Origin of the sequence: Methylobacterium sp. Leaf123 (genome assembly GCF_001423405.1) — a bacterium.
GTDB lineage: Bacteria > Pseudomonadota > Alphaproteobacteria > Rhizobiales > Beijerinckiaceae > Methylobacterium.
The window spans coordinates 158,719-170,271 of the sequence record NZ_LMNS01000036.1; the positions used below are offsets into that span (position 1 = coordinate 158,719).

General features: G+C 69.6%; 12 protein-coding genes. 8 read left to right on the forward strand and 4 right to left on the reverse strand.

What is annotated here, in order from left to right:
* The first annotated feature begins 102 nt into the window (after positions 1-102).
* The 3 genes from ASF53_RS17860 to ASF53_RS17870 all read left to right on the forward strand — a co-directional run bounded on the left by ASF53_RS17860 (position 103) and on the right by ASF53_RS17870 (position 5,495).
* The gene (locus ASF53_RS17860; RefSeq protein WP_056201439.1) at positions 103-3,333 is read left to right on the forward strand and encodes an efflux RND transporter permease subunit; all 3,231 of its coding nucleotides are present in this window, start codon (positions 103-105) and stop codon (positions 3,331-3,333) included.
* A complete protein-coding gene (locus ASF53_RS17865; RefSeq protein ID WP_286134513.1) occupies positions 3,326-4,639 on the forward strand; it encodes an efflux RND transporter periplasmic adaptor subunit in 1,314 nt (437 codons plus the stop codon). The genes ASF53_RS17860 and ASF53_RS17865 overlap by 8 nt, the downstream gene beginning before the upstream one ends.
* 256 nt (positions 4,640-4,895) lie before the next feature.
* Positions 4,896-5,495, forward strand: a complete 600-nt coding sequence (locus ASF53_RS17870) for a cysteine hydrolase family protein (RefSeq protein ID WP_056201444.1) — start codon at positions 4,896-4,898, stop codon at positions 5,493-5,495.
* A gap of 52 nt (positions 5,496-5,547) precedes the next feature.
* Here the strand turns inward: ASF53_RS17870 and ASF53_RS17875 are convergent, their stop codons facing one another.
* On the reverse strand, positions 5,548-5,775 hold the full coding sequence (locus tag ASF53_RS17875) for a hypothetical protein (protein WP_056201447.1): 228 nt from the start codon (positions 5,773-5,775) through the stop codon (positions 5,548-5,550).
* 314 nt (positions 5,776-6,089) lie between these two features.
* Between ASF53_RS17875 and ASF53_RS17880 the strand changes: the two genes are divergently transcribed.
* Positions 6,090-7,124: an aldo/keto reductase gene (locus tag ASF53_RS17880; RefSeq protein ID WP_056201450.1), complete on the forward strand. Its 1,035-nt coding sequence runs from the start codon at positions 6,090-6,092 to the stop codon at positions 7,122-7,124.
* 99 nt (positions 7,125-7,223) lie between these two features.
* Here the strand turns inward: ASF53_RS17880 and ASF53_RS17885 are convergent, their stop codons facing one another.
* Genes ASF53_RS17885 through ASF53_RS17895 form a run of 3 tightly spaced genes read right to left on the reverse strand, consistent with a single transcriptional unit; the run spans position 7,224 to position 7,984 of the window.
* On the reverse strand, positions 7,224-7,442 hold the full coding sequence (locus ASF53_RS17885; RefSeq protein ID WP_056201453.1) for a hypothetical protein: 219 nt from the start codon (positions 7,440-7,442) through the stop codon (positions 7,224-7,226).
* Positions 7,443-7,444: 2 nt separating this feature from the next.
* Positions 7,445-7,690 (reverse strand): hypothetical protein, encoded by a 246-nt coding sequence (locus ASF53_RS17890; RefSeq protein ID WP_015824037.1) that lies wholly within the window; start codon positions 7,688-7,690, stop codon positions 7,445-7,447.
* Between the two features lie 6 nt (positions 7,691-7,696).
* Positions 7,697-7,984: a hypothetical protein gene (locus ASF53_RS17895; protein ID WP_042508976.1), complete on the reverse strand. Its 288-nt coding sequence runs from the start codon at positions 7,982-7,984 to the stop codon at positions 7,697-7,699.
* 241 nt (positions 7,985-8,225) lie between these two features.
* Between ASF53_RS17895 and ASF53_RS17900 the strand changes: the two genes are divergently transcribed.
* From ASF53_RS17900 to ASF53_RS17915, 4 genes are read left to right on the forward strand one after another with little or no spacing between them, the layout of a single operon-like run.
* On the forward strand, positions 8,226-9,401 hold the full coding sequence (locus ASF53_RS17900; RefSeq protein WP_056201457.1) for an acyl-CoA dehydrogenase family protein: 1,176 nt from the start codon (positions 8,226-8,228) through the stop codon (positions 9,399-9,401).
* Positions 9,398-9,994, forward strand: a complete 597-nt coding sequence (locus ASF53_RS17905) for an SAM-dependent methyltransferase (RefSeq protein WP_056201459.1) — start codon at positions 9,398-9,400, stop codon at positions 9,992-9,994. The genes ASF53_RS17900 and ASF53_RS17905 overlap by 4 nt, the downstream gene beginning before the upstream one ends.
* Entirely contained in the window at positions 9,991-10,767 is a 777-nt protein-coding gene (locus ASF53_RS17910) for a cytochrome b/b6 domain-containing protein (RefSeq protein ID WP_286134514.1), read from the forward strand. The genes ASF53_RS17905 and ASF53_RS17910 overlap by 4 nt, the downstream gene beginning before the upstream one ends.
* A gap of 39 nt (positions 10,768-10,806) precedes the next feature.
* Positions 10,807-11,550 (forward strand): molybdopterin-dependent oxidoreductase, encoded by a 744-nt coding sequence (locus ASF53_RS17915; RefSeq protein ID WP_056201462.1) that lies wholly within the window; start codon positions 10,807-10,809, stop codon positions 11,548-11,550.
* The last annotated feature ends 3 nt before the right edge of the window (positions 11,551-11,553 follow it).

The following is an 11,553-nucleotide window of genomic DNA, read 5'->3' on the forward strand; positions in this document are numbered from 1 at the left end:
AATTTCCGTCGGCATGGCCCGGCTAAGGGCCGTCGGCGACCGGGCGTTTCGTGAGGCACTCTGACCGGACATCCACCGGAGATCCAACTTCACCGGAGATTCATGGGACTCGTCCAGTACGCCCTCAAGTTTCGCATCACGACCTACGTCCTCGCGGTGCTGATGATGCTCGGCGGCGTCAGCGCCATCGTCGTGACCCCGAAGGACGTGCTGCCGGCGGTCGATATCCCCGTCGTCGTCGTGGTCTGGACCTATACGGGCCTGTCCGCGCCGGAGATGGAAAAGCGGATCACGACCTATTCCGAATTCGGAATCTCCAACAACGTCAACAACATCGCCCGGATGGAATCGACGAGCCTGCAGGGCACGTCGGTGATGAAGATCTACTTCGACCAGAGCGTCAGCATCGATCTGGCCATCGCCCAGGTCGTCTCCTCCACGAACTCGATCCGCGCGCTGATGCCGCCGGGCGTGCAGCCGCCGGTGATCGTGCGCTTCTCCGCCTCCTCGGTGCCGGTGATCCAGCTCGCGCTGACCTCGGCCAAGGACAGCCTCAACAAGGTCTACGACTACGCCCAGTACCGCATCCGCCAGCGCCTGACTCAGGTGCCGGGCTCGACCCTGCCCTCCCCCTTCGGCGGCGCCCCGCGGCAAGTCATGGTCGATCTCGACCTGCACGCGCTCCAGGCGCTGGGGATGACGCCGCTGGAAGTGACCAACGCCGTCACCTCGCAGAACCTGACGATCCCCTCGGGCCTCGCCAAGATCGGCGAGCAGCAATACCCGGTGCAGATGAACGCGACGCCGGATGCGATCGCGGCGCTCAACGAGATCCCGATCAAGGTGGTCAACGGTCAGCCGGTTCTGGTGCGCGACGTCGCCTATGTCCGCGACGGCGGCCCGCCGCAGGTCAACGTGGTGCGGGCCGACGGGGCCGCCTCGGTGCTGATGCGGGTGTTGAAGAACGGTACCGCCTCGACGCTGGACGTCGTCAACAACGTCAAGGCGGCGCTTCCCGATATCCGCGCGGCGGCCCCCGAGGGCATGGAGATCAAGCCGCTCTTCGACCAGTCGGTCTTCGTCTCGAACGCGATCGAGGGCGTGTGGCACGAGGCCGTCATCGCCGCGGCGCTGACGGGCCTGACGATCCTGCTGTTCCTCGGCTCGTGGCGCTCGACCCTGATCGTGCTCGTTTCGATCCCGCTCTGCCTGATGACCTCGCTGGCGCTGCTCGCCGCGCTCGGTCACACCATCAACGTGATGACGCTGGGCGGGCTCGCGCTCGCCGTCGGCATCCTCGTCGATGACGTGACGGTGGCGATCGAGAACACCTACCGTCTGTTCGAGGAGGGCAAACCCTTCCGCAACGCCGTGGTCGAGGGCGCGGCGGGCATCGCCAAGCCGGCGCTGATCTCGACGCTGTCGATCTGCGCCGCCTTCGTCTCGGTCTTCGCGCTTACCGACACCCCGAAATACCTGTTCACGCCCCAGGCGCTCGCGGTCGTGTTCGCGATGCTGACCTCCTACTTCCTCACCCGCACGCTCGTGCCGGTGATGATCGACGTGCTGGTGGCGCGCGAATACCTCCAGCACCATGGCGGCGAGGGCGAAGCTCCGCGCCGCGGGCGGATCGAGCGGGCGCTGGCTTGGCTGCTCGCCCCCGTCTTCCGGCTGGCGGGCGCCTTCCGCCGGGGCTTCGAGGCGCGGTTCGACCGGTTCCACCGCGGCTATGTCGGGCTGCTCCACGCGGTTCTGCGCCACCCGGTCGCGACCGTGACCAGCGTCATCCTGCTGTTTGCCGGCACCGGCGGGCTCTTCGTCTTCACGGGGCAGGATTACTTCCCGCAGGTCGAATCGAGCCAGATGACGATGCACCTGCGCACCCGGCCGGGCATGCGCATCGAGACCGCCGAGCAGGTCTTCGCCGAGGTCGAGAAGGTGGTGCGCGAAGTGATCCCCGAGGACGAGATCGACCAGATCCTCGACAATATCGGCCTGCCCTCGAACAACTACAACTTCGCCTTCTCCGACGGCTCATTCGTCTCCTACAATGACGGGCAGATGCTGATCGACCTGAAGGACGAGCACGGCCCGGTCGCCGAGTATCAGCGCCGCCTGCGCGAGACCCTGCGCGAGCGCTTCCCCGACATGATCGTCTATTTCCAGCCCTCCGACATCATCACGCAGATCCTCAATTTCGGGGTGATCGCGCAGATCGACGTGCAGGTCTCCGGCCGCAACACGGTGAAGGATCTGGCGGCTGCCCGGCGCATCGAGGCGCGGCTGAAGGAGACGCCCGGCCTCGTCGACGTGCACCTGCACCAGATCGTCGACGCGCCGCAATTCTTCGTCGATGTCGACCGGCGGCTCGCCTCCGAACTCGGACTGACGCAGCAGCAGGTGGCCCAGAGCCTCAACGTGTCGCTGTCGGGCTCCTTCCAAGTGAACCCGAACTTCTGGACCGACCCGAAGACCGGCATCCCCTACCAGCTCTGGGTCCAGACCCCGGAATACCGCAACGCCTCGCTCACCGCCCTACAGAACACCCCGCTCTTTGCCCGCGCCAATGCCGGCAGCGGGCCCGGCGCGCTGACGCTGCTGTCGAGCATTGCCACGATCACCCGCCAGCCGACGCAGACGGTGATCAACCACGTCAACACGCAGCCGACCTTCAACGTCTACGCGGCGGTGCAGGACCGCGACCTCGGCGCGGTCGCCCGCGACATCGACCGGATCGTCGCCGAGGAGCAGAAGACCCTGCCGGCCCCCGACAAGATCAGCGTGCGCGGGCAGATCGAGAACATGCGCGCCGCCTTCTTCCGGCTCGGGATCGGCCTCGGCATCGCGGTCATCGCCGTCTACCTGCTGATGGCGGTGAACTATCAGAGCTGGGGCGACCCCTTCGTGGTGCTGGCCGCCCTGCCGGTCGCCTTTTGCGGCATCGTCGCGAGCCTGTTCATCACAGGCACCACCTTCTCGATCCCGTCGCTGTTCGGGGCGATCATGTCGGTGGGCATCGCCTCGGCCAACTCGATCCTGCTCGTCACCTTCGCCAAGGAACACCGGGAGGCGACGGGCTGTTCGGCCCGTGAGGCGGCCATCGTCGCGGGCGAGACGCGCCTGCGGCCGGTGCTGATGACCGCGAGTGCGATGTTCCTCGGGCTCGTGCCGATGGCGCTGGGCACCGGCGAGGGCGGCGAGCAGAACGCGGCCCTGGCGCGGGCCGTGATGGGCGGCATCGCGCTCGGCACGCCCTCGACCCTGCTGTTCGTGCCGTTCCTCTACAGCCTGCTGCGGCGGGGCGAGGCCAAGCCGCTCGAGGATTATGTCTGATGCCCGTCCGATCCGACCGGAGGATTCGCCCGTGACCGATGGCGAGGACAAGAAAATCCCGCCACCGCCGGGCAAGGGCGGCTTCGCGCTGGCCGGGCTGATCGCGCTCGGCCTGCTGGCTTACGGCGGCTACGGCCATTGGCAGCGGGCGGCCCGGGCCGAGTCGACGCGGGCCCGGCAGATGGAGTTCGTGCCGAAAGTCCGCACCGAGGAGGCTAAGCGCCTCGACGGGCCGATCGAGCTGACCTTGCCGGGCCAGACCGAGCCCTTCGCCACCGCGCGGATCTATCCCCGCGCCACCGGCTACATCGCCGAGCGCCATGTCGATCTCGGCTCGCGGGTGAAGAAGGGCGACGTGCTCCTGCGCATCGCCGCCCCGGATCTCGACCAGCAGCTCGCCCAGGCCGAGGCGCAGCTCGGGCAGCTCGAGGCGCAACTTCTGAGGGCCCGGGCCATGGTCGATCAGGCCAAGGCCAATACGAACCTCGCCCAGGCCACGAACTCGCGCACCTCGACGCTCGCCGGCCAGGGCTGGGCCTCGAAGCAGAACGCCGACAACACCCAGGCCGGCGTGCTGGCGCAGCAGGCGAACCTCGCCTCGGCGGAGGCCGACGTGAAGGTGGCCCAGGCCAACATCAAGGCGCAGCAGGCGACCGTGGGGCGGCTCAAGGCGCTGACCGGCTTCGAGATTGTCACCGCGCCCTTCGACGGCGTCGTGACGACCCGCAACGTCGATGTCGGCGATCTCGTCCAGGCCGATGCGGGCTCGGGCACGCCGCTCCTGTCGATGGACCGGGACGACGTGCTGCGCATCTCCGTCAACGTGCCGCAGAACGCGGCGGTGGGCGTGCAGCCCGGCATCGCGGCCCGGATCAAGGTGCCGCAGATGCCCGACCGCAGCTTCTCCGGCGCGGTCGAGCGCAGTTCGGTGGCGTTGCTCGCCTCCTCGCGCACCCTGACGACGCAGGTCGATGTGCCGAATCCCGACCGCACCCTGCGGCCGGGCCTCTACGTCTACGTCACCCTGGCGATCCCCCGCACCGGCGGCGCCACGGTGTCGGTGCCGGCCGAGGCTCTCGTGTTCAACCAGTCCGGCACCCGCGTGGCGGTCGCCCGCGAGGACGACCGCGTGACCTGGGTCGAGGTCCATGTCGCCCGCGACAAGGGCACGGTGGTCGAGGTCGACACGGGCCTCTCGGGCGGCGAGCGCCTCGTGCTGAGCCCCCCGGCCGATCTCAAGGACGGCGGCCGCATCGCCCCCCAGCCGCCGAAATCGGACAAGCCGATGCAAGCGGCGCAGCGTTAGGGCCTTCGGGCAGCGCTGATCCTACCCCTGGTCCTCATCCTGAGGTGCCGGGGCGAAAGCGGAGGCCTCGAAGGATCCTCCAGCCATCGCGCGGGATCGGGAGCATCCTTCGAGGCCCGCTGGCGCGGGCACCTCAGGATGAGGGGGTGGGTGGGATCGGCGGCTTCACGCCTGTTGGCCTTATCGACAGGTTGCGCGGGCGGCCCCGCTCGGCTCACATCCCGCCCGGAAACGCATCCCACGAGAAGGGCCACCCATGACCGACCTCAAAACGCTTCGCAGCCTGTCCGGCCTGCCGCCGGAGCCCGCTTCCCTGTCGGTGTCGGCGCTGGTGATGATCGATCTGCAGAACACCTACCGCGAGGGCGTGATGCGCCTGGAGGGCGTCGAGCCGGCGATCCGCGAGGCGCAGGCGCTGCTGGAACGGGCGCGCAAGGCCGGTATCCCGGTCTTCCATGTGCGCCACGATGCCGGACCGGGCTCGCCCTACGACCTCACCGCCGCCATCGGCCAGATCAGCGACGAGGTCGCGCCGCGGGATGGGGAGCCCGTCATCACCAAGGCCTATCCGAGTTCCTTCGTCGGCACCGACCTTCAGGCGCAATTGGAGGCGGCAGGCGTCAAGGATGTGATCCTGGCCGGCTTCATGACGCATATGTGCGTGAATTCCACCGCGCGCAGCGCCTTCAATCTCGGCTTCCGCCCGACCGTGGTGGCCGCGGCGACCGCAACCCGCGCCCTGCCGGGTCCGGACGGCGCGACCGTTCCGGCGGCGGCGGTGCAGGCCGCAAGCCTCGCCGGTTTGAGCGACCTGTTCGCGGTGGTGGCGCCGGACGCTGCGGCGATCCGGGGTTAGAGCATCCGCCCGAAAGGTGGATCGCGGCTTTCGGGACGATGCGCGAGGAGGATCAGGCCGCGCGGGCGAGAGTCTGCGCGGCCGCGTCCGTCGGCTGCTGGCCGAACACGCGCTGGTAGAGCGCGGCGGGGCTGTGGCTGCGGCCTTCCGAGTCCACGATGCGGACATCGCTCATGCCCGAGGTGGTCAGCGACAGGCCCTGCTCCAGGGCGCTCAGCAGGGAGCCGTGCTGCCAGGAATAGACGCGCGAAGCGGTGCCGGCGCTGACGGTGAAACTCACGGAGCGACTTTCCCAATGTTAAGGCCGGCTGGCGACGGTGCCGCCGGATGTGATGAATGAAGAGGCAGCCCGGATCCGGGTTCCTAAAACTTGAGCTTTAATAGTGGCTCTTGGTTGACGAAGTCTTTGCGGAACCTGTCCCTTTCGGTGGCGGAACCGCGGGCGCCCGATGGCGGTATGATGGCAGCGGCGCCCTTCGCGCCTCACAGGGCGGCCCGCCCGGTCCGCCGCATGGCCGGGGCGCGCCGGGCTCCTCAAGACGAGGGCCGGCGGCCTCAGAGCCGTTTCAAGACAGCCACAGCGGAGTGACGGACATGGAATACCGGCAGTTCGGACGCTCGGGCCTCAAGGTGCCGGTGCTCAGCCTCGGCACCGCCACCTTCGGCGGCACGGACGCGTTCTTCCAGAACTGGGGCAGCACCGGCGTGGCCGAGGCGAGCCGCCTGATCGATCTCTGCCTCGATGCGGGCGTCAACTTCCTCGACACCGCCGACCTCTATTCGAGCGGCGATTCCGAAACGATCCTTGGCCAGGCGATCAAGGGCCGCCGCGACCGGCTCCTGATCTCCACCAAGGCGACCTTCCGGGTGGGTGAGGACGTGAACGCGGTCGGCTCGTCGCGCCACCACCTGATCCGCGCCTGCGAGGCGAGCCTGAAGCGGCTTCAGACCGACCATATCGACGTCTACTTCATGCACGGCTTCGATGCGCTGACGCCCGTCGAGGAGACCCTGCGGGCGCTCGACGACCTCACCCGTTCGGGCAAGATCGGCTATATCGGCGCCTCGAACTTCTCCGGCTGGCAATTGATGAAGGCGCTGGCGACCTCGGAGAAGGAGGGGCTTGCCCGCTACGTCGTCTATCAGGGCTACTACTCGCTGATCGGCCGCCACTACGAGTGGGAGCTGATGCCGCTCGGCCTCGACCAGGGCGTCGGCCTGATGGTGTGGAGCCCGCTGGGCTGGGGCCGGCTCACCGGCAAGATCCGGCGCGGGCAGGCGGCCTCGGGCGGGCGGTTGTCCACGGCGGGCGGCGCGGAGGGCGGTCCCACCGTTTCCGACGATTACCTCTACGACGTGGTCGATGCCCTCGACGCGGTCGCCGCCGAGACCGGCAAGACCCTGCCGCAGGTGGCGCTGAACTGGCTGCTCAGCCGCCCGACCGTGTGCAACATCGTCATCGGCGCCCGCAACGAGGAGCAGTTGAAGCAGAATCTCGGCGCGGTGGGTTGGTCGCTGACGGCCGACCAGATCGCCCGCCTCGACGCGGCGAGCCGCGAGAACCCGATCTATCCCTATTGGCACCAGATCGGCTTCGACGAGCGCAACCCCAAGCCGACGGCTTGGTGAGGCGGGGCGGTTCAGCCATCCCCTCTCTCCGCACGCGGGGAGAGGGCAAGCGGGGAGAGGAGATGCGTCCGCACTCGACCCGGTGTGCCGTGAACGGCCTCACATGCTAATCTCGGGCCCGTGCTTGTCGCCGTCGTCCGGCACGGGGCCGGCCTCACCCTGCCAGGGCAGGCTCTGCCACGGCGGCTGGCCGGCGCGGGCCTCGTATTCCTCGAGCGGCAGGGTGGTCTCACCGCCCTCCCCGTCCTGAACCCGGACATGGCTCGGGCGCGGCTGCTTCGGCGGGCAGAGGAAGAGGCCCTTGAACGAACTCGCCATCGTCAGAGGCCTTCCGGCTTTTCGCCCTTGGGCGTGCGATGGGGGTGTGCGGGGCGGGCGCGCAGGTAGCCCTTGAAGCGCAGATACTCGGCGACGATCTCGCAGATCGCCCGGTCCCGCGGCAGGCGCTCGACCGCGCAATGCTCGTCCAGCGCCGCCACGACCTCCGGCGGGAAGGTCAGGATGCCGGCGAGCTTCGGTTCGGGCGCCGGATCGGTCTCGTGTTCGGTCTCGCTCACGGTCTGCACCCTCTCTTACACGCCCGATCCGACCGGCGGTGCGCCCTGCTCCGGCGTGGGGATCACACCGAGCCCGTCCGCATCGCCGGGTCGGGTGGCCCCGAGCCGCCGCAGCAGCGCTTCGTAGGTCTGTACCGCCGGGGAGTCCGATTGAAGCTCGCGGGTGTCGGCCAGGAGCCGGCGCACGTCCTCCACGAACAGGTCGCGCGCCTGCCCTCCCCCGGGGCTCGCCTCGAACAGGCGGCTGAGCGCCAGCTCGAACACGCCCATGAGAAGGCCGAGCCGCTCGGTGTCGTCCGCCATCGCTCCCCTCCGGATGTCGTCCCGGCCGCTTGTGCGGTCCGGCCGAAGATTGGAACGCCCATGAGGCGCCCCGCGGTTCCGCCCGTGATAGCGCCGGGGATAATCCAGCCCCCGCCACTGCGCCGCATGGGAAGACGCGCTCTGCCGCTCTAGGTTTTGTTCCTGGATGGCTTTCCCGTAAGGCCGGCAGCCCGCTCGCGGGCCGGTGCGCCCGCGCGGGGGTGCCGCAGCCGTTCGGGGGATGTCGTACGATTCATCGAACCCCGAGCCGCTCGTGTCGCCCCATTCGCTCCTCTCTCGCGCGCGGTCTCCTGGGGCATCCCGAGCCGACGCCTGCGACGAGACGGCGGATGCGCAGGGCGGCTTTCCGGCGCAGGCCATCGCCCGGCTGCGGCGGGCCGGGCATCTCGCCGCGCCCCTGCCCGAGGCGCTGGGCGGCGCCGGATTGTGCGAGCCCGCCCGGGTGGACGCGCTGCGGGCCCTCCTGACGCAGATCGGCCGCGACGATCTCGCGGTCGGGCGGCTCTACGAGGGCCATGTCAACGCGCTGGCCCTGGTGCTGCGTTACGCCGACGCCGCCGTCGCCGAGCGGCTCGCCCGCGACGCGGCGGAGGGCCAGCTCTTCGGCGTCTGGAACACCGAGCCGGCCGAGGGCGGCCTCGTCCTCGACGGTGCGGACGGGCTTCAGGGCGTGAAGACCTACGCCTCGGGGGCGGGCTTCGTCACCCGCCCGCTCGTGACGGCGCGGATCGAAGACGGGCGTCGGCTGATGCTGGTGTTGCGCCTCGAACCCGGTGAACGGGCCGACCTGTCGGATTGGTGCGTCCACGGCATGCGGGCGACCGCGACGGGGACGGTCGATTTCTCCGGGCTCGGCCTGCGCGACGGCGAGGTCATCGGCGCGCCGGACGATTATGGGCGCCAGCCCTTCTTCTTCGCCGGGGCGTGGCGCTTCCTCGCGGTCCAGCTCGGCGGGATCGAGGCGGTGATCGAGACGCACCGGGCGCATCTCGCCGCCACCGGCCGGGCCGAGGACCCGCACCAGCAGGCCCGGTTCGGGCGCGCCATGGTCGCCGCCGAGACGAGTCGCCTGCTCGTCGCCCGCGCCGCCCGCCTCGCCGCCGCGGAAGCCGGCCACCCGGACCGGGTCATCGCCTATGTCAACCTCGCCCGCGCCGCGGTCGAGCAGGCGGGCCTCGACGTGATCACCCTGGCGCAGCGCTCGATCGGTCTCGCGGGTTTCCTCGAGAGCCACCCCTTGGAGCGCCTGATGCGCGACCTCGCGACCTATCTGCGCCAGCCGGCCCCGGATTTCGCCCTGACCGGCATGGCCGCGCACGCGCTGGCGGCCGATGCGCCGCTCCACGCCCTGTGGCCCGACGAGGCAGCCCCGCGCGTCGCGGAGGCTGTGGGATGAGCGGCCGACGGACGGAGACGCTGCCGGAGCACTACTTTTCGGAGATCTACGCCTCCGATCCCGATCCCTGGCGCTTCACCTCCAGCGCCTACGAGGCGGAGAAATACGCCGCGACGCTCCAGGCTCTGCCGCGGGCGCGCTACGAGCACGCTCTCGAGGTCGGCTGCTCCATCGGCGTCTTCACCCGGGCGCTCGCCCCCCGCTGCGGGGCGCTGACCGCCCTCGACGTTGCGCAAGCGGCCCTCGACGCCGCGCAGGCGCGCTGCGCGGCGTATCCGCAGGTCCGCTTCGTCCGCGGCGCGGTGCCGGAGGTCTGGCCGGAAGGCCAGTTCGACCTCATCATCTTCGGCGAGATGCTCTACTTCCTGAGCCCGGAGGATCTGGCCCGCCTCGTCGCGCGGGTGGAGGCGAGCCAGGCGCCGGGGGGCGACTGCGTCCTCGTGCATTGGCTCGGCGAGACCGATTATCCCCTCTCCGGCGACGCGGCGGCGGAGGGCTTCATCGCGGGCGCCGCCCCGTTCAGCCGGGTGCTGTCCGGCGCGCGCACGGAGGCTTACCGCCTCGACGTGCTGCGGCGGGTGGATGGCCCATGATGGTGCGTGCGGAAAAGGCCGTCCCGCGCCACCCGCTCTGGGTGCGCCTGACCCATTGGGTGAACACCGGCGCCTTTCTCGCGCTCCTCGTCAGCGGATTCGCCATCCTGCTCGCCCTGCCCCGGCTGTTCTGGGGCGAGACCGGCGCCAACGACGCCCCGGCCTGGATCGTCCTGCCGCTGCCGGTGAATCTCGAACAGACCGGCTGGGGCTGCAACCTCCACTTCCTCGCCGCCTGGATCTTCGTGCTCAACGGCGCGCTCTACGGGCTCGTCGCCCTGGCGAGCGGGCATTTCCGGCGCCGCCTGACCCCCGATCGCGACCAGCTCCACCCCCGGCACATCGCGGCCGACATCCGCGCGCATCTGCGGCTCACCGGCTCGGGTGCTGCCGGAGCACGCCGCTACAATGTCCTTCAGAAGCTCGCCTATCTCGCCGTCATCCTCGTGCTGGCGCCGGTGATGCTGCTCTCGGGTCTCACGATGTCGCCCGGCGTCACCGCGGCCTACCCGGAGCTGTTCACCCTGTTCGGCGGCCGGCAATCGGCGCGCACGATCCACTTCCTGTCGGCGGCCGGGCTCGTCGGCTTCCTCTTCATCCATGTCTGGCAGGTGCTCGCCAACGGGCCGCTCGACCTGATGCGGGGCATGATCACCGGGCGCTCCGCCCGGCCGACATCCGGGCCGGCGCCGCGAGAGCGCATTCCGACGAAGTGGTTGCCGGTTCGTCGAAAGAATGCGCGTCAAAACAAGGGCCGAGAGACGCCCGCCTGATGCAATCAGGTCGGATACGGCTCGAGAGGAGGACCCGCGATGAGCGATCTCACCCGCCGACGGCTGATGCTCGGCTCCTCAGCTCTCGGGATCGGCGGCCTTCTCGGCGGCTGCGAGCTGATCGAGAACGGCCCGCGCCGGCCGGGCCTCTATGGCTTGAGCGACACCCTGACGCTCGCCACCCAGCGCTTCCTCTTGCGCGACCAGCCGCTGGTGCGGGAGTTCGGGCCGGAGGCGATCTCGGCGGTGTTTCCCACCATCAACACCACCGACCCCGACAATTCCGATTACCGCCGCTCGAAGGCGGTCGGGTTCTCCGACTGGCGCCTGCCGGTGAGCGGTTTCGTGGAGCGGCCCGTCGCCTTCACGCTGGCCGAACTGAAGGCGATGCCGTCCCGCACGCAGGTGACGTTGCATAGTTGCGAGCAGGGCTGGTCGGCCATCGGCGGCTGGACCGGCGTGCCGCTGTCCCATGTTCTGGCGAGTGTCGGGCTGAAACCGGAAGCGCGCTTCATCGTGATTCGAACCGTGGACGGCTGGTGGGACAGCTACGACCTGTTCGACGCCCTGCACCCGCAGACGATCCTGGCCTATGGCATGAATGGCGGCGACCTGCCCGTGGCCCACGGCGCGCCGGTCCGCCTGCGGGTCGAGCGCCAGCTCGGCTACAAGTCGCTGAAATACCTCGCCAGCATCGAGGCCACCGACCGGGTGGACGGGCTCGGCCAGGGCCGCGGCAGCATGGTCTCGGAGATGGGATTTTCCTGGTACGCGGGGATTTGAGGG